13 protein-coding genes and 2 pseudogenes are annotated in these 18,213 nt (G+C 56.7%); 4 read left to right on the top strand and 11 right to left on the bottom strand.

Going from position 1 to position 18,213, the window contains the following annotated elements; genetic code table 11:
• Positions 1–56 precede the first annotated feature (56 nt).
• The 6 genes and pseudogenes from ACW9IN_RS13030 to ACW9IN_RS13005 form a co-directional block, all read right to left on the bottom strand.
• Positions 57–2,228: a DEAD/DEAH box helicase gene (locus ACW9IN_RS13030; protein WP_457366301.1), complete on the bottom strand. Its 2,172-nt coding sequence runs from the start codon at positions 2,226–2,228 to the stop codon at positions 57–59.
• A 43-nt stretch (positions 2,229–2,271) separates the two neighbouring features.
• A complete protein-coding gene (locus tag ACW9IN_RS13025; protein WP_457366252.1) occupies positions 2,272–3,567 on the bottom strand; it encodes an ATP-binding protein in 1,296 nt (431 codons plus the stop codon).
• Positions 3,564–5,984 (bottom strand): tellurite resistance TerB family protein, encoded by a 2,421-nt coding sequence (locus ACW9IN_RS13020; protein ID WP_457366251.1) that lies wholly within the window; start codon positions 5,982–5,984, stop codon positions 3,564–3,566. The genes ACW9IN_RS13025 and ACW9IN_RS13020 overlap by 4 nt, the downstream gene beginning before the upstream one ends.
• Before the next feature lie 1,270 nt (positions 5,985–7,254).
• Positions 7,255–7,593, bottom strand: a pseudogene (locus ACW9IN_RS13015) (type II toxin-antitoxin system RelE/ParE family toxin); the annotation flags it as partial.
• A gap of 18 nt (positions 7,594–7,611) precedes the next feature.
• Positions 7,612–7,902 (bottom strand): type II toxin-antitoxin system ParD family antitoxin, encoded by a 291-nt coding sequence (locus tag ACW9IN_RS13010; RefSeq protein ID WP_457366250.1) that lies wholly within the window; start codon positions 7,900–7,902, stop codon positions 7,612–7,614.
• 201 nt (positions 7,903–8,103) lie between these two features.
• A complete protein-coding gene (locus ACW9IN_RS13005; RefSeq protein ID WP_457366249.1) occupies positions 8,104–8,319 on the bottom strand; it encodes a hypothetical protein in 216 nt (71 codons plus the stop codon).
• A 231-nt stretch (positions 8,320–8,550) separates the two neighbouring features.
• Here ACW9IN_RS13005 and ACW9IN_RS13000 point away from each other — a divergent pair, with 231 nt between their 5' ends.
• A complete protein-coding gene (locus ACW9IN_RS13000; protein ID WP_457366248.1) occupies positions 8,551–9,291 on the top strand; it encodes an SDR family NAD(P)-dependent oxidoreductase in 741 nt (246 codons plus the stop codon).
• Positions 9,292–9,459: 168 nt separating this feature from the next.
• Here the strand turns inward: ACW9IN_RS13000 and ACW9IN_RS12995 are convergent, their stop codons facing one another.
• Complete coding sequence (locus ACW9IN_RS12995) at positions 9,460–9,879, bottom strand: NUDIX hydrolase (RefSeq protein ID WP_457366300.1); 420 nt, start codon at positions 9,877–9,879, stop codon at positions 9,460–9,462.
• A gap of 223 nt (positions 9,880–10,102) precedes the next feature.
• Here ACW9IN_RS12995 and ACW9IN_RS12990 point away from each other — a divergent pair, with 223 nt between their 5' ends.
• Together ACW9IN_RS12990 and ACW9IN_RS12985 are read left to right on the top strand one after the other, a co-directional pair.
• Positions 10,103–10,645 (top strand): AAA family ATPase, encoded by a 543-nt coding sequence (locus ACW9IN_RS12990; protein WP_457366247.1) that lies wholly within the window; start codon positions 10,103–10,105, stop codon positions 10,643–10,645.
• A gap of 77 nt (positions 10,646–10,722) precedes the next feature.
• On the top strand, positions 10,723–11,238 hold the full coding sequence (locus tag ACW9IN_RS12985) for a GrpB family protein (RefSeq protein ID WP_457366246.1): 516 nt from the start codon (positions 10,723–10,725) through the stop codon (positions 11,236–11,238).
• 327 nt (positions 11,239–11,565) lie between these two features.
• Here the strand turns inward: ACW9IN_RS12985 and ACW9IN_RS12980 are convergent, their stop codons facing one another.
• The 3 genes from ACW9IN_RS12980 to ACW9IN_RS12970 all read right to left on the bottom strand — a co-directional run bounded on the left by ACW9IN_RS12980 (position 11,566) and on the right by ACW9IN_RS12970 (position 16,191).
• Positions 11,566–13,428: a CocE/NonD family hydrolase gene (locus ACW9IN_RS12980; protein WP_457366245.1), complete on the bottom strand. Its 1,863-nt coding sequence runs from the start codon at positions 13,426–13,428 to the stop codon at positions 11,566–11,568.
• 87 nt (positions 13,429–13,515) lie between these two features.
• The gene (locus ACW9IN_RS12975) at positions 13,516–14,967 is read right to left on the bottom strand and encodes a YfcC family protein (protein ID WP_457366244.1); all 1,452 of its coding nucleotides are present in this window, start codon (positions 14,965–14,967) and stop codon (positions 13,516–13,518) included.
• Between the two features lie 276 nt (positions 14,968–15,243).
• Complete coding sequence (locus ACW9IN_RS12970; protein ID WP_457366243.1) at positions 15,244–16,191, bottom strand: LysR family transcriptional regulator; 948 nt, start codon at positions 16,189–16,191, stop codon at positions 15,244–15,246.
• A gap of 222 nt (positions 16,192–16,413) precedes the next feature.
• On the opposite strand from ACW9IN_RS12970, the gene ACW9IN_RS12965 reads away from it, so the two are divergent.
• A complete protein-coding gene (locus tag ACW9IN_RS12965; protein WP_457366242.1) occupies positions 16,414–17,640 on the top strand; it encodes an OprD family porin in 1,227 nt (408 codons plus the stop codon).
• A gap of 64 nt (positions 17,641–17,704) precedes the next feature.
• On the opposite strand, the pseudogene ACW9IN_RS12960 reads toward ACW9IN_RS12965, so the two are convergent.
• A pseudogene (locus ACW9IN_RS12960) lies at positions 17,705–18,169 on the bottom strand (aspartate/glutamate racemase family protein); the annotation flags it as partial.
• Positions 18,170–18,213: the final 44 nt, after the last annotated feature.

Raw genomic sequence — 18,213 nt, 5'->3', positions numbered from 1 at the left:
ATTGGGTATGTTCGCATGCGTTTCACGTATAACTTTTACCTTGACCTTGTTCAGATTCAGCTCGCCCACTGTATCTGGGCAAAGGAAATAGCGGTGGAAATGTCGAGCGATATCGAGGTAAAAGACTTCACGAGTAACGATTCCGGCAACGCCCAATCCCACTTTTCGCGCAGCATATTTTGCACCTCCTCCAAAAGCGAATTGAGATCGCTAGGGTCCAACGTGCCCACAGTCTTGAGTGCCTCTCTTGCCTGATCGATGTTTGCATAGATCTCTATAGCCAAGCCCGAATTATCACAGAATAGGCCCACATGATTTAGCAGCAGACGCAGAGCATCATTAGCGTAATCCCCCAGCCAACTGATCAAATAACATTTCCCATCCGACTCGATAAGGTATCGCTCTCCAAGCCCCAATAAGGCAAAAGTTTTTCGGGCCTCGTCGAGTAAAGCTTTGGCACCTTGATCGATAAAAGGGCAGGGGCTGGAGTCCGCCAAGACTGCGCGCATCTCCTCACGTACGGCGTCATGCACCATTGCGCCCAAGCCATCGAACTGAGGAGGCGCCCCCCCTCGTGCGGCTGACACGATGATGACCTTGGCCTGCAGGTCAACATCACGTACCTGCCATCGACGGCCACCGAAGATAATACGTTGGTCCTTGGTCAGCGGACGGCTAACGGGGACCGAGCCCAAGGCTTTACCGTCGCATACCAGACGGAATTCTTCATCGCTGGTGAATGCGCTGTAGAACTCATAGTGATTGATCAGGCGCTCGCCAACTGTTCCAGGTAGCAGCAACCCTGAGCTGTCCTGGACAATCAATTCGTGCTCACCCAGAGATTTGAGTAGTTTCACAAAGTCTGGCTTTTCAATACCTTGAAATGCGCCTTCAGCAATCAAGTTTTTCCATAGGTCAGCAGCCGAAGCGCCTCCGCATTGAGCAATGATGGAAAGGCATTGCTGCACCAAGGTAGAGGCATGAATGCCCTGCGCTCTGGGAGGTTCAAACCAACCTCTGGTCAGCAGTCGAACCATGGCAATGGTTTGTACCAACCCTTGGCGTAATTGATCAGATAAGCCAGATTTATCCGTGAGCGGTGATTCTTTACAGTAAACGCGTAACGTTGCTTTCTCTCCTGGGCGTCTGCCGGAACGCCCTAAACGTTGACGCAGACTTGCCACGGAAGGTGGAGCACCAATTTGCACCACCGTTTTGATACTGCCGATGTCTATTCCGAGTTCAAGTGTTGTAGTGCAAATCGCAGATGCTGGCCGGTCGCCGGCTTTCAATGCATGTTCAGCCTGCTCCCGCAGGTCTTTCGAGAGACTGCCGTGATGAGGCCAGAACTCGTTGGGCACGCCGTCTTTCTCGCATCGTCGGCGCAGTTGGTCTGCGTACCATTCAACCTGGGACCGACTGTTCGGGAATATCAAGTTATTGCTGCCGCGTAATACCTGGTAGAGATGCTCAGCAATCGCGAAGTCGGGGCTTGCCTCATTTTCCGTTTCGTCTTCATTCCCCTCCTGCTCATTGGGTTGAGCATGTTTCTTTTTAAGCTCGCTCATTGGCGGCTGAATGTAGCCGCGAACTTGCACCTGAAGTGTCTGGTTAGCGTTTTTCGATTCAACAACGGTAACGTTATCGGCATTGGCTGGGCGCAAAAACGCTGACGCCATCTTCATATCGCCGAGGGTGGCTGAAAGCCCAACCCTGGGAAGGCGCCTCCCCGCAGCAAGTTCAACCCTGTGCATCAATGACTGAAGTTGTTTGCCTCGCTCACTGCCGATGAAAGCGTGAAGTTCGTCCACGACGATATAGCGCAGGTGCTGGAATACCCCGCCGAGACTTGAGCCACGGTTGACGAACAATGCTTCAAGAGATTCGGGAGTGATTAGCAGCACGCCCTCAGATGATTTGAGAAAACGGTGTTTTTTGCTGGATGATACATCTCCGTGCCAAGCGACAACAGGGATCTCAAGCTGCTCACAGAGTCGGCTTAACCTGTCCCATTGATCGTTAATCAAGGCCTTGAGCGGACTGATATACAGCACCGCACCAGGCGGATCATCGTTATTGAGCAGATTCGTCAGGATGGGCAAGAAGGCGGCTTCGGTTTTGCCAGCGGCTGTTGCTGCGGCGATGATGACGTCCTGATCGGCGTGCACCAGAACAGGCACGGCCCATTCCTGGGCGTCGCGAAGAGAGGTCCAACCTTCAGCCCAAATCCAGCGCTGGATTCGGGGCTCTAGCTGTTCGAAGCCTGATGAATCAGAGTGTGAAGGTGGCAAGTTCATCGTCCGCATCGACCTTCATATCATCTTCACCGCCGGAATCCTTGGCGACCTCGACCGCCCCTAGCAGTGTTCGCCAATCGGCCCCTGGGTTTTGCTCCAGGATGGCGAGTAGATTGATGAACGCTGTGATCGTGGTACGCGGTGTGCGGAAGTAGGCTTCCCCTAGGCGTTGGTTGCAGTGAGCCATAAACAGAGGAAGCGCCTCGTCAGGCAGCAAATACTTTTCAGCATCGCCGCCGGCATATACGTGGCGGAGTTTTTGAAGCAGTACGTAGAAGTCTTCAGGGGTAAGACTGGTAAGGCGAATGACCGGCCCTGAGAGATCCACCAGTCCGGTTTTGGCAAACGAGTTCCCAGCCAATCGCGACTGCAGGGCAGGGTAGCTGAATAACCCTCGACGAGTGTCCATCAAAAACTCGGGCGTGCCGCCCAGCACGAAACCTAACCCTTCGGATGACCCTTGCAATGAGTCGTTGAGGATGCGGAGGATCTGTTCGTAGTTGGCATTACGAGCCTGCGTATTCGCCAGTTTGTAGAGGTTAACCAGTTCGTCGAGGCAGATCATCAGGCCACCGAACCCTGCGAGCCTGACGAATCTGGAAAGCAACTTGAGCTGGTCGTAGACGGAGGCGTCATCAATGATGGTCCGCACGCCCAAGGCAGTGCGGGCATCGGTTTTGGTGGTGAATTCTCCGCGCAGCCATCGAATGGCGTCGGCCTTCAGTTGCTCATTGCCTTCCTCAAAACCGCGGCAATAGGCGGCGATCACCTCGGCAAAGTCGTACCCATTGACCATCTCGGTCAACTCGGCCAAGTGCTTACGAATAACTGTCTCGCTGTCGGTACCCGCTGCCTTGGCTTCTGTTTTGGCCTGGGAGATGAATTTCTCCACGATGCCTTGCATGGCACCACCGTCAGGCTTTGTGCGCGTTGACATGTTCTTGGCTAGTTCGGAGTAAAGCGAGCGAGCTTGCCCCCCAGTGGCATGCAACCGGCGGTCAGGGTTCAAGTCGGCATGCATGGTCACGAGTTTTCGTTCCATGGCGATAGCACGAACCAGGTTCAGAAAGAACGTTTTACCTGCGCCGTACTCGCCTATCACCACCCTAAACGCTGATCCGCTCTCCACCAGACGTTCGACATCCTTGATCAGAGCATCAAGCTCACCCACACGGCCAACCTGAATCAGGTGCTGACCAACACGTGGCACTACGCCCGCGCGTAACGATTGAATGACCGCATCGCGATCCTTGGCTCTGATAGTGCTCATAGGGCTAATTCTTCCAGGATGTCTGTGTTTATCTCGACCGGGTCGTCGCCTTCTGTGACGGGCATGTCGAATCGTTCAAAAGCCATGTCGTTGATTTGTTCCAGAGCGCCATCGAGCATCAGCTCCATGTCGCTGGCAGCGGCTTCCAGTTCTGCGCGGCTCCATTCCGGGCGAGAGATCAACAGGCGGAGGAAGGCCGAGTGTTCCAGGTCAAGCCCAGGCACGTCCGCGCTCGACTCCGAATTCGGTTCAGCGCTTTCAGTCGGCCGCTCCGCCTCCTGAACCTGATCCTCAGTGAACACCTTGGCGAGGAGGGCGGAGACCTCCTCCGTCTCCCGCTGAAGCTGTGCAATCCGATCATGATCAAGGACGAAACCTTGTTTCGAAGATGAGGCAGGCTGCGTGCCGGGTTCGGCGGGTGGGTAAGTGGTGGCAGGCGTCACGGCAATACCCACACCGGCTGCGGCCCCATGGAGGTCGCTGTAAAGCAACTGGCTATCCAATTGCAGTGCCTTATACACACGCTCCAGCAACTTCACTTCCGAAGGGCTGACGATGCCATCGGCTTGCGCCAGATGAGCGAGGAAACCGGCAATGGTGCGTTTTGCATCGATGGGCAAGGGATCGAGTTTTTTCTTAAGGTTGGCAAGCGTGGGCGGTTGTTGGAGTTGGATTTGCAGATGTGCTTTGAGGCGTTTGTGATGGGCACCGCTCAAGTGACTCCATGAATCGATATGCTGAGCAAGCAGTGTGATTTCTTCGTTGGAGGTATCACCGTCGGCCGAAGCCACCGCACTGGCCAAATCAAGGGTTACCGATGCAGCGTTGTATGCAGCAGACGCACGGAGTGATCCATCTTCAGGCTGGGTTACAAACAACGCGATCCGGTCCTCGGCTTTTGGCGTCTTGCTACCACCCAGTACGTCGGGTTCCATTCCAATATGCAGCGACTCCAATGCGCGGGCCAGAGCGAGTACTTTGTCTCGAGACAATGCGCCCGCGCTTTTAAAGCGCCCTGCGAGCTCTCCAAAACTCATGACGACCAGGTCGTTACCAATCCTGGACTGCAACTCATCCAATTCGTCGTGGGCTGCCTTCGGCCAGAGCGCGACAGGAAGTTGCAGGAGCCCCTCAAGTGCCTCTGCGCTCTCAGGGTTTCTTCCCAAATAACGGCTGTAGGGCTCAACTTCGCTGGTGCATTGCTCGACCAGCAGTTGCAAAATTTTACGTGTGCCCGAGGTTGCCATGACGTCAGGCAGATCCCCCAGGGGAAGCGTGGGAGCCTTTATTACGGCAGAGGCAGGGCGGTAGCTGGCCTTGAGCTTGGTTTTGTTCTGCGCCAGTGTCAGGCCCGCAGCATAAGCGTTTTCGTACTTGAGCTTGAACAGGCGTGAAAACACATCTTTGCAGCGTATGACTGGCGTACGTTTACTGATGTTGGGGTCGGCCAACGCCCATGCCAGTGCCCAATCGGCATTCAGCGGATGCTTATTGGACGCGTGCTGGCCTAAACCAATGCGCAGCGGCAGAGGCATTTCGTAGCTGTGCTCGGCCACGTTGGGCGGCAGACCAAGGTAGAGATTCGCGTCAACGGCGCGGTTGCCCAAGTAGTCAAGGAAGCTTTCTGCATAGCCTCGGAATGACCCATTTCCTCTATAAATACTCAGTAGGCGCCGGACCTCGTCGACTATAAGAGGGATCTCATTATTTACCTTTGAATCGTAAATAGGATCAATGAGGGCTCGACGTTCCAAACCGTAGAAAAACAAAAATACATAGCCGGTATCCGCCAACGGATCACTACGCCCACCTGCGAGCCATTGCAGGTATCCGCGTCGCGCTTGCGGTGTAATGGAGTGAAAACTCGGCCAATAAGACATCAGTCGTTCGTTGAGGTCGACGTGGTTCTTGGCAATCCGAAGCTTTGGGTCGATCAGTGAAGGCTCTTGAGCATCATGCCTGCTATCGAGTGTGCTCCCAATATAAAGCATGCCGCCAGGCAGGGAGAAGCCGGCAACTTCGATGATTTCGCCAGCAGGCACCCAGCGGGCGTCGGCCTTCTGTGAGCTGATATTTGGAATTTTAAAGGTATTGGCAGAGGGAGAGCCAAGTTGCACCGTATAAAACTCGGGGCTTTCCTCATTGTCCCTATTGCTCGTCGAGACCTCACGCATGGAAAACGTTACGCCTAAGCCTTGTGGCTTTTGCGGGCGTATATTCTTTGCAGCCGATTCTTGAAGCTGATTGAGCCGGCTTTTTCCGCGTTCGGCCAGCAGCCACATAATCGTGCCGATACCCGCTATGACACCGATCGCTATCCAGGCGTTTTTGGGGATCGCAGCGAGAGCACTGAATGCCAGAGCAAAAATGATAAGTATGCCGGTGCCACCGGAGTTTTTGGCTTTCTTCCTTGCCATGTGTCATTTCAACCTTGAAAGATGGGTGCTGGCGTAATGGCAGTATCCAATATTTCTAACGCTTGAGCCAATGACTTGGCTGAGCAGATAATCGGAAAGTTGAACGATCTGGGATGGAAATGTCATTTCAGCTCGAAATTTAATGCTAAGCGTATTTCATCTGAACGTCGCGACATTTGCGTGAGCCATCCTCAGTAATTTCAAGCATCAGTAGTGAGGCCTGTCTGACAACGACCTGAGTCTAACGGAGCCTTCCGCCCCCATTAATAGATACGGACCACATGCCCAGGCGGACACTCCTGCGGGACTTTCAGTGAATCGCTGGTTCGACACGCCGCTCGAGCATCCGTGTTTGCCGGCAGTAGCGGACAATTTCCAGCGCTTAAGCGAATGTGCTGGATCCCCCCTGCATCGGCGCTACGGGGTGGCGTAGGCAGTAGTTCAGCCATTAACTGAGGTCATCGACTAGCGCTCAACGGCGGTTGGGAAAAGCGCAGGGGAGACTTTCCGAGAATGGAACTGTTGGGCCTCAGGCTGGGGGCATCCTTTTCAAACCATCCAATGCATGCCCTCAAATGTGCCCCCAATGTAGCAATCCACTGGAAGTGAATGGAGCTCCATGGTTGGTGGAAACGCAAAAAAGATCAGCCGAACAGCCTGCCAGACAACGCCTAAAGACTCTCAGGGTCGCCAAAAAACATTTTGACTTGGCTCTAGGACAGTAGTTACAGTTCAAAAAAAACAAATCATGCCCCCAGTTTTGCCCCCAATCGCACCGAGTGCGCGAGCGATCGCGAATGGCGATTTCTGACGCGGACCTGGGTGGCCGTGGCTGGTATTCAGTGCGCCTCCGTATACTGGATGAGCAGCCCGTATCGAGCAAATCCTTGGTCGTTCGATGAGTCGATATTCTTAATCGGAGTTGTCCGTGGTGTCTTTCAGCACCTGTCCTGAAATTGGCATCGCCAGATACTCATGCTCTGCGGGATGTTGCAATGGCGCTGGTCGCCAGAGGCGATCGATCCGCGTGTCCATCGGAAGTTGGGGCTTAATGCCAGGCGTCTAGATACGCAATCGGCGTTAAAAGTGGGTGGCAAAGTTGAGCATCGTGTTTGTGGTCGTAGATCTCGATAGTGCACTCGGGCCTAGAATCTTGTGCTTCAATTGATCGTCGAGTCCGCTGGCAGCGTAGGGGTTGAGGCTGAGATCTGGGGAGAGCGTCTTACCTTCATTGTTCCTGGCCAGTCATATCTGTGTTTTGGATCGCTGATCAGTCATCAGGCAAGTGCAACTGCACGTCCATGGCGTCATGAAGGAGTCGGACGACCTCGATCACCTCGTCATTTGCTACACGATAAAATACGACGTGGCGTGGGCTTTTGACCGTCCCATGAGGGTATTTAGCTTGCTGGCGCGAATAGACGAGGTGATAGCTGCGCAGGCCTGGTGCAAGCTCATTGCGCTCGTGGCTGCCAATGCGGTGAGGCATGCCCGCAATCGCTTGCAGCGCCGCGAGGATCAGCGCTTGATACCGTTGCCTTGCTTGATCTCCGGACTGCGTCTGGGAGCGCCTGAGGATGTCGACTATGTCGAAGCGCGCTGCGTTGGAATCCGATCTGCGGCATGCTCAGTGTTTATCGCTCGCGAGGGTGGTGGCCTCCAGGCTCAAACCCTGTAGGTACTGCTCTAGATTACCTTCGTTCAACTGAGTAAAGCGCCCGTGTTCAAGATCCATGATGCCGATCGAGGTCGCCTGGCGCAGCGCCTCAATTTTGGTAGTGTCTTCGGCGACGCGCTGCTCCAGTAAACGCAAACCCTCTCGCATCACTTCGCTGGCATTCTGATAACGGCCAGACTGAACTAAGTCATGAATAACCTGTTCTTGGTAAGGGGTGAGCACAACGTTTCTAGTTGCCATAATGAGCTCCAGCTTTCGGCAAACAGTTTATTCTAGCCGTTGGCATATTATGCGATTTTGCTTGCAAGCACATTCGTTGGGATTTTAATCTGACGGACTGCGCCATACGGGGCATTCTTTGCTTCGAACCGCGTGCTGATCCGATGGCACGCACTTAAAGTAGAGAAAAAAGCAGTCCTGGGCATGTTGTCAGCAGCTTGATTAGTGTGGACCTTGGGCCTTCAGTCTGGCCAGGCCTTGCTTAATGTGTCCGACGTTCTCCCCGATCATTTGTAGCGCGCCGCGGACATTTGCGCCGATGTCTGTCTCACCCTGGCATTCAGCTCTCAAGGTCAGCTCCATTACGGCTGCCTCTAGGGCGAGTTGGTTTTGGTAAAAGCGCTCAAGGACATCAGCTAGTGAGTATTCTGTGGCCATTGTTTCGACTCCAATGTAGGAGTCGAAAGCGTAGCAGTGGAGGAGGTAGGCGTTCTGAGCCGCCCGTGAGTTAAGGGCATGATACGGGTTCGAGTGAGCAGCAGCATTAGCCATAAGGTGCTGTGGCGACAGGCAGCAGACGGCCAAAAACAGGCCTTCACAACCGTGAGCATAACCGGTATCAGTAGTATGCAGTGCCGTAAAAAACATTAACCCCTAAAGGCTCAGATGATGACTCAGGCTCCCGTCGCATTGATTACCGGTTCGACTTCGGGCATCGGCGTGGCCATTGCCCGTCGGCTTGCAAATGAAGGCTATTCAATCGTATTACATTCGCGTAGTTCGGCAGAGGCCGGACAGCGACTGGCGCTCGAACTCGGGCCGGCCATTTATGTTCAAGCTGATTTAGCTGATGACAAAGACAGGGTACGCCTGATCCACGAAGCCATAGGGGCCTGGGGGCGGTTGGATGTTCTGGTTAATAACGCCGGAGTCAGCCGTGTTATTCCCCACGAAGACTTACCGGCGGCGACGCCCGATGTGTGGCATGAACTCCATGAAGTGAACGTCATTGCTCCGTTTCGTTTGATCGCCGAGGCTGAAGCAGCATTGCGTGATTCGGCACGCTCCGGCCGACCCGGCTGCATCGTCAACATAAGCTCCCATGCGGGTGTTCGCCCGAAAGGAGCATCGATTCCCTATTCCGCGACGAAGGCAGCCTTGAATCATATGACACGGCTACTCGCCGTTTCACTTGCGCCCGACATCCGAGTCAATGCCGTCGCCCCCGGGCTGGTCGATACACCGCTTACCGCAGAGTGGACTCAGGCGCAGCAACTGTGGAAAGAGCGTTCGCCGATGCGCCGAGCGGCCAGCCCGGAAGACATTGCCCAAGCCGTTGCGCTGTTGGTTGCATCGGACTATCTCACCGGCGAAATCCTGCTGTCCGATGGTGGGTTGAATCTTATTTAGTGAAACGCCCCTGATTTCATAGACACTGCCATGCATTTGTGCTTAGCGGACTGATATTGGCAGCTAAAGCTGGCGACAGACTGCTTATGGCCGAAAGCCGCCTGTGGTAACCAGCCGCTTCCTCTCCGACGCGGACAGTCATCAATCCGCTCGGTGTCATTCGCTAACTCAGCGCCTAGGCTCTTTAAGTTTTTTGCGCAAGAACTCTAGTGCTCGCTGGAACACCGGATGGCATTCGTTGTAGGGGAGATCTTCGAGCGAAGCCCAGAAAAACTCAAACAGGTGGCCATGGTCGTCCAGTGTCTGATGACTCCATTGCCCGGGCAGGGCTCGCTCTGTGCTGCAAAGGTGAAAAGACCATACCTGATTTCGATAGTCAGCTCTCCAACATCCCAGATCGGTCTCAACAATAGCGTCATGGATACCAGACTCCTCTGCCAGCTCACGCAAGGCAGCCTGGGCAGGGAGTTCTCCCTCCTCGATAGTGCCTTTCACCAGTTGCGTCCCTGCTAACGGGTGCCGAAATAACAGAAGTTTGGCCGGCGTTGAATACGAGAGCACGACTGCACATACCTTGTTGGGCACCATCGTAATTTCCATTTGCAGCGTAAAGGGCCATCCATGATAAGCCTTCCGCTGGGCAGTAGTATGCGAGGGGGTGGCGGTCAAACTGATGCCAGTCATCAACGAACAGCCGTTACCGACTTACGGCGGGCGCCCAGAGTATGAGTGCGCTTACAGTTGACGGCTTCGCCCATTGCCGTAAGATCGCGCGCCCGAAGTTCAGCAGGCATATCGAGAAGGAGCTTCAATGCAACGGGTAATGATCATTGGTCAGCCAGGGTCTGGGAAAAGTACCCTGGCGCGCAAGCTTGGCGAGCGTACAGGCTTGCCGGTCATGCATATCGACACGATTCACTGGCAACCGGGATGGGTCGAGCGGAGCCGGGACGAGAAGACGCGTCTTTGTTATGAGGTCGAGGCCTGTGAGCGCTGGATCTTCGAAGGCGGGCATTCGACCACATGGAGCAACCGGCTGGCCCGCGCTGACATGTTGATATGGATTGATCGCTCGGCACCGCTTCGATTCTGGCGCGTGCTCCTCAGAACTATGCTGAACCGCGGCCGATCCCGGCCTGACTTGCCGGAAAACTGCCCGGAATTGCTGATCAACCTGCCGGAGTTTTTCAGGTTCATGTGGCGGACAAAAACCTCGTCTCGGGAGGCAATGAAGCGATTCGTGGCGACAGCCCCGCCGGTTTGTCGCGTGGTCTGCCTGCGGAGCAATCGGGATACCGAGGTTTTTCTCGCGAGTATGAGCACGCAGCCTGATCAGATTGTGCAACGTCATTAGGTGCTCGATCGCGCTTGATTGGCAGCAGACTGCCATGAAGGCGCATCAGAACTTTCTATTCTGCCCAAGGATTGCCCATGGCGCTGACCAGCAAGATCATTCCCTACACCCCCATTTGGCCCGCCCGATTTCTGGCAGACAAGCCACTCATCGCTTCGGCTTTTGGCGATGAACTGATTGCCATACACCATGCTGGGAGCACCTCTGTTCCAGGCCTCGCGGCGAAACCTGAGATTGATGTACTCATCGAGGTTCACGATCATCGCAATGCCTCGGCGCGGGACGAGATATTGATGGATCTGGGATATGTACGAGGAAGTGATCTATCGGAGGGACATCATTTCTATCGGCGTAACGTGTGCGGGATTCGTACGCACAAGCTCCACGTTTGTATCCGTGGCCACCTTACGATCATCCAGATGCTGGGGTTCAGAGATTTGCTCAGGCGCGATGCTTTGATACGCCAGCAGTATGAAGCGCTGAAGCTTCAGTTGGAGTCGAGTAATATTGGTGGGATGGCTGAGTATTTGGAGAAAAAGTCCCCTTTCATTATCGCAGCGCTACTTCATGCCAGTATATACACTCCTAAATGACCGATGATTGCTAAGCGCCCTAGGTCTTAAGTGCCCGCTTTGGGTCGGAAGCGTCATCTATGAATGGCCGCTTCTGGCCGATAGCAGTCGGTGTGAATTCCCTGCATTCGATTCCAGAAAATCAGGCCAACTGTCATAAACCCAACTCAAGAATCAGCCCGCCGTACAGACGATCAATCACTTTGCGCTCCTTCTGATATGCCGAAGGAATCTCTGGTTGCGACAACGCCTTCGCAACTAGTCCATACCACGCCAGCGAAACGACCGGGCGCTATTCAGGCAGCGCCCTTTCCCGACGTGGCCATTTAAATTGCACTGGCTGGAACGTTAAACGCTTTGGTCTAGGATCCGCAGCACGATTCGTGATGGATTGCACATCCCCATGTGTAAGGTGTTCGTTGCCACCCGCTTGTTGAATGCCTGCCCCTCGGGTTCTCCGCTGTTCGGGTTGACGTCAAAATGCGGAAAGTTGCTGCTGGCAATATCCACCCGCAGGCGATGGCCACGCTTGAACAGGTTGCAGGTCGCGAACGGCTCAATCGTGATCGCAAAGCGCTCACCTGGAGTGACCGGTGTGGGGTTATCCCAGGATGCTCGGTAGCGGCAACGTAGAATGCCGTCGGTGATGTTCATCGCGTACCCCTCCGGATAGTCGTCGCTCACCGGATAGACGTCGACGAGCTTGGCGGTAAAGTCCGTGTCCAGGCCATCGGTCTGTACCCAGAGTTCGACGCGCACCGGCCCGGCGACGATCAGATCATGTTCCAGCGGCTCGGTCTGGAACGTGAGCACGTCGTCACGAGCGGATATCGAACGACCGTCGCCAAGCGCACCGAAAAACTCAGGGGTTTCCCGCTGATCGAACGCCCCTCCCGCGAAGATTGGCGCCCCGGACGTCAGCGCGCCGCCAAGGGTCGGGACGGGATGGTCAGGGTCGCTGCGATAGTTTAGCGACGCTTCTGCCACAGCGGGCGGGTGGGCGCCCAACGATCCCTCAGGGTGCAGATAGAATGCCTGCTCGTGGCTGTCGGGCAGTGGCCATTGCGCTGCACTCAGCCAACGGCCGCCGTGTTCCATGCGCCCGTCGTCATTGCGCTGGCCAGTGCCGGTGCCCATCAGGAAGACCTGAACGTCGGGCGCTCCATGGTCAAGGGCTTCGTGGGTCTTGAGGTGCTGATTGAACCAGTCCAGCCGACAGGAGAGCCAGTCCGTTGCCAGCTGACCATCGAACGCCGCCAGTGGGCCAAATTCGGCATCACCACTGTGGGTGACGTTGCGATCGCCGTGCAGCCACGGCCCCATGATCAGGCGTTGCGGCGCCTGTCGTCCCTGACGAAACGCCTGATAATTGGCCAACGTCGAGCTGACGTAAGCGTCATACCAACTGGACATGAACATCACCGGGATATCGGGGATGGTATCGAACCAAGCCTCGGCGCAAATCCCCAGTTGCTGCCAGTAGTCATCGAAACGGCCTCGCGACCACTGATCCAGCAGGTATGCCTCGTATTCCGGCAAATGCCTCAGGGGCGAATGGCCGACGCGCCACGGCATGCGCTTGAACCATTCATGAATGTCCTCGTTCTCCAATGCCTGGCGCAGCGCCGGATCGGCTTTGGCTGCCGGGCTTTCCTTGGCCCGACGAAAGGCCCAGGTCGCTTGCTTGAGTTCGAACGCTCCGCCTTGCCGCACGCCGCAGTGGTACGCGTTATGAAAGCCGCCGGAATCGAGGACCATCGTGGTCAGGCCTGGAGGGTTAAGGCACGCCATCGCCAGCTGGGTGTGCGCGGCGTAAGACAGCCCCATGCTGCCGATGCGTCCGTTGCACCACTGCTGACCGGTGATCCATGCCAAGGTGTCGAAACCGTCCTCACCCTCATTGATGTATTTAGTGAAGATGCCTTCGGAGCCGTAACGCCCGCGGCAATCCTGAAACACGACGGCGAAGCCTGCCTGGGTGAAGGCGGCGGCCATTTCTTCGCGGGTCAGGTGATGCCCGTCCAGGCGGACTTCGGACCGCGACGCCGCGCTTTTGTCGTACGGCGTGCGTTCGATCACCACGGGCCACGGCCCTTCGGTGTCTGCTGGCAGATATACATCGGTTGCCAGATGAATGCCGTCACGCATGGGCACGGGAATGTCGAGAGTGATGTGCATGCAAGCCGAAGTCAGGTCGTAAAGCGTATTCATGCCAGAACCTTGTGGGCGCAGGTGTGCCGTCTGATGCACGACCGCCGCGCCAGAAAAATGAATGACAGGGTTGAAACAGCGGTGCCGTCAGTAGCCGATAACCACGGCCGTGATCAGCAACGCGATGGAGATCGCGGCGAACACCAACAGCAAAGGAAAGATGAACCGTGCCCATGCCCCCCAGCCCACCTGAGCGGCGGCCAGCAAAACCAGCAGGCCGCTGGAGGTCGGGCTGATCATGTTGGTCAGGCCATGGCCCAGCAGAAAGGCGTAGACGCTGGTCTGCGGACTGACGCCGGACAACTGGGCCAGCGGGCCGAAGATCGGCATCGTGACGGCGGCCTGGCCGGAGGTGGATGGAATCAGCAATTCGAGCAGCAGTTGACTGAAGAACATGCCCAGTGCCGAAAGAATCGGCCCATGGCTGCCCATCAGATGCGCCAGGCCGTCGACGATGGTGTCAAGCACGTCGCCGGTGGACAGGATGATCTGCACCGCCGTCGCCAGCCCGATCATCACCCCGGCGATCAGCACCTTTTGCATGCCCTCGATGAACGCCGCACACCCTTCACTGGCGCCAAGTCCCGCCACGAGGGCGAACAACACGCTCAAGGCCAGGTAATAGGCCGACAGCGCCGTGTATTGCCAGTGCCAGGTGTTCGAAGCGTAGATCAGAAAGCCGATGCCGGCCGCCAGTAGGAGGATGTTGAGCGTGTGGCGAAGCGACAGGCGCTGACTCTCGAACTGATGCGCCACCGACCGATCGAAACCGAAGCGGCGCAGCACCATGAACATGAATCCAATGCCCACCGGCAACATGATGAGGTAAGCGGCCACGCGCATGCTCATGCCGCTGAACACCGGCAGCCCCACGATCGGCTGCGCCACAGAGAGCGCAATGGGGCTGGAAATCGACGCCAGGTAGCCGATCTTCAGCGGCACCACCACCAGCGCCAGACCCACGATGTTAGGCAAGCCCATGCGGTTGGCCAGTGCGACCATCAGCGGCACGATCACGATGTATTCCTTGGCCATGCCCATGAACGTGCTGCCCGCGGAAAACGCCAGCATCAGGCAGGGTACTAGTACGTAGACATTGCCCCGGGTCACGCCCAGCAGGCGTTCGAGCCCGGCGTTGATGGCGCCGGCACGGTTCAGCACCCCCAGCATGCCGCCGGTGAACAGCACCATGAAAATCAGTCCGACGCTTTTCTCGATGCCCTGGGGAATGGCCATGACCGCTTCAGTCAGGCTGACCGGTTGCGCGAAGGTATCGTCGGCCTTGCGCACCGGGACGGAAAACAATTGCGCTGGCGATGCGTCTTTTTCCAGCGTCTTGTAGGAGCCAGGCACCACGATGATGCCGTGGCGCTGATACTCGCCAGAGCGCACGACATAGGTCATCGCCATCGCCAGGAAAACGATCACCAGCAAGATCACCGCTGGATTGATTTGCCGCCGTTCGCGTGGCACGCAGACCGTGCTAACGGCATCCCCCGGCGCACCGACGGGGAGGGAAGGTTTCAGTGTTTCGTTCATGTGAAGTGCTCTGCAAATGTTTGATTCAGGTCGAGCGAAGGCGGTAAACACAGCCTTGGCCGTTCAAAGGCAGACAAACAAAAGGGCGCGGGACAACAGCCGCTCAGGAGCACCGGAGGTCATTGTAAAGAAGCGATTGAGTGGCGACATGACAGGCTCTTGTTTTTGTTGTTTGAGGTGATTCGTATCCGCTGTTTCTACCCGTTTCAGGGCGGACGAAGCTGAACTTATGACAACCTCCGAGCGCGCACAACGTTATGCGTAAAGCGGGTAAGGCTATTCGGTTTGTCGTCCGTGGCCCGCGGTGCCACGGGCCTTTTCAAAGGTCTGGGAGGCCTGAAAAAGTTGTTCGCGCAGGTACTCGGCAAAGCCTTCGAGCGCGCGGGAACGGGGCTGGCCGTGGCGTGAGATCAAGCCGAAAGTGTGGGGCAAGCCGGGCGTGAAAGGGCGAGTGACGATCGGCAGATCACTGAAATGGCTGACCAGAAACGCATTGACGATGGACACGCCAGTGCCCTCGGCGACGAACGCACAGGCCGCACTGACCGAGTGCACTTCGACCCTCACCTGCGGGGCGACCCGAGCGCCACGCAGCAGCAAGTCCAGCTCGGCACGCAAGGCGCGTTGGCGTCCCAGCATGACCATCGGCACGCCGCGCAGATCGGTGATGTCGACCACCTCTTTCTGCGCCAGGGGATGCCCCAACGGCATGACGCAGACACCTTCGGCCTCCAGCACCGGGGTCACGTCCAGCCCCTCATTCTCAATGGGCAACCGTACCAGCGCGAGATCAGCCGCCCGGTCCAGTACGGCGCGTTCGAGATAAGCATTGGACCCGATGAGCAGTTCCACCACCACGTCTTCGCGGTCACGTAGGTAAGCGGCAACCAGCCGTGGAATCAACTGCTGGGTCATGCTCGGCGGCACCCCGAGTTTGAGCAGCGTCTTGCTCGATCGACCCAGGCGTAAATCGTCCGCTCTGCGTTGCACGCGCTGCATGCCGTCGAGCACGCCGCTGATGTCGGCGAGCAATTCATCGGCCTCGGGCGTGGCCGTCAGCCTGCCATTTCGACGTAGAAACAGCGCCACGCCGAGACTCTCTTCCAACTGGCCCAGCAATCGGCTGACGGCGGACTGGGACAGGTCCATCCGGGCAGCGGCACCGATGGTCGAGCCGGTCTCCATGATCGCTTTGAAGGCTTCCAACTGTTTGAAATTCGTCAATTTTTCCTGCCTTGAAACGCATGTTGGCGCCCGTGGAAACAGCTTTCACGCATAGCCCGATGCGTGCTGCGCATAACGTTGTAAGGGGGTTCATCTGCCGCTAGTGTCCGCCGCAAAGCAACCTGGCGTCCAGTTTTCGGACGGGGCCAAGACCAGGGCTTGAGAGCCTGCGGGCTTCTTTTTCGCTGCCATAAAACCAACAACTCCGATGAGGACAGCGTGATGCGAAAACTGTTTGTAACCTCCCTGGTTTCCTGCGCCAGCCTGGCGTCGACCAGCGCCATGCCAGTGCGCGCCGAGGGCTTTATCGCCGACAGCCATGGCACCCTGGAACTGCGTAATTACTACTTCAATGACGGCTATCGGGACGGCGGCGAGGACCGCAAGGAGTGGGCCCAGGGTTTTCTGCTGGACCTGCAATCGGGCTTCACGCCCGGCGCCGTCGGCTTCGGACTGAATGCCCTGGGGCTGGTCGGCCTCCGGCTCGATTCGAGCCCGACCCATGCCGATACCGGCCTGTTGCCGGTGCATGACAATGGGCATGCAGCCGACGAATTTTCCACGCTGGGGCTCACCGCCAAAGTGCGAGTTGGCGATGCGTTGATCAAGAGCGGCACCTTGCTCACGCGTATCCCGGTGATGGTCTACAACGACGGTCGCCTGGTGCCCCAAACCTTCCGCGGCACTCAAATCGAATACACTGGGATTCCTGATCTCTATCTGCACGCTGGCCACCTCGACAAGAACAAAACCCGCAATTCTACCGACAGCGTCGACATGACGCCGTCAGGCTACCGAGGCAATGACGGCACCGATTTCGACTTCAGCGGCGCCACCTACAAGGTGAGCCCGAACCTTAGCGTCACTGGTTACTACGGCGAGATGCGCGACTTCTATCGCCAAGGGTTTCTCGGCGTGGTGCACAAATGGCAATTGGGCAACGGCAGCCTGACCAGTGATTTGCGCTACTTCGACAGCGGCGATGCTGGCCGTGCGTACAACGGTAAGGTCGATGCGGACATGTTCAGTGGTTTGTTCACTTATCGCCTGGGCGGTCATGCGCTGGGCTTTGGCTACCAGAAACTGTTTGGCGACACCGCGTTACCCTACGTCAACGGTGGCTCGGTCTACTCCTTCAGCAACGCCAGCATCGGCAAGTTCATCCAGGCCGGAGAAAAGACTTGGATGGCCCGCTACGATTATGACTTCGCGGCCCTCGGCGTCCCGGGGCTGAGCCTGATGACGCGTTACTACAAAGGTGATCACGGGGCATACAAAGACACCGAAGCTCGGGAGCACGAGACCAACACCAGCCTCAAGTACGTCATGCAAGGTGGAACGTTCAAAGGGTTCGGCACTCAACTGAGCCACGCTATATCGCGCTCGACCTACTCGGACGACCGGGATAATTATCGAATCTACCTGACCTACGAAATCGCATTGTGGTGACGTTTGCCTTGAACCGCCCGGTTGCCTGATGTCGCGGCAGCCGGAGGGTCTTGTGCAGGACGTCTTACGTTGAATGGGCACGTGATAAAAGTGTGTTCGAGTGGATACCCAGCGCCCGCGCGATGCAGGCGAGGGCGAGCAGGGTGGTGGGGGCCACCAGCGCCACGTGCCGGCCATTGAGGTCGAAACATTCGCTGTGCGCCAGCACCAGTGGCAACTCCGTGCACCCCAGGATCAAGTCCCGCGCGCCGATTTCATAGAGATGCTCTGCCGCCAAGAGCACTTGATCCTTGCAGAGTCCGTCGGTGAAGCCGGCCTTGATCCCGCGTTGGCCATAGATAGCCTCCATCACCAACTGCTGGTAATCGCATCGGGGAGTGATGAGCTGCACGCCGTACTGCTTCGCAGCGTTCTGGTACACCTGACTTTGCACGATCCACTCCACGGTCTGCGTCAGCATGTTGATGACGGGTACGCCGAGGTGAGGCTGGATGCGCTCGACAAAGGCGTGGGCGGTGTTGCATTCCAACATCCTTGATGAGCTGGCTGAAGGTGACGGACCAGTTATAAGAC

Source organism: Pseudomonas sp. SDO5271_S396 (assembly GCF_054071795.1).
This window is presented reverse-complemented; position numbering and strand designations above follow the sequence as displayed.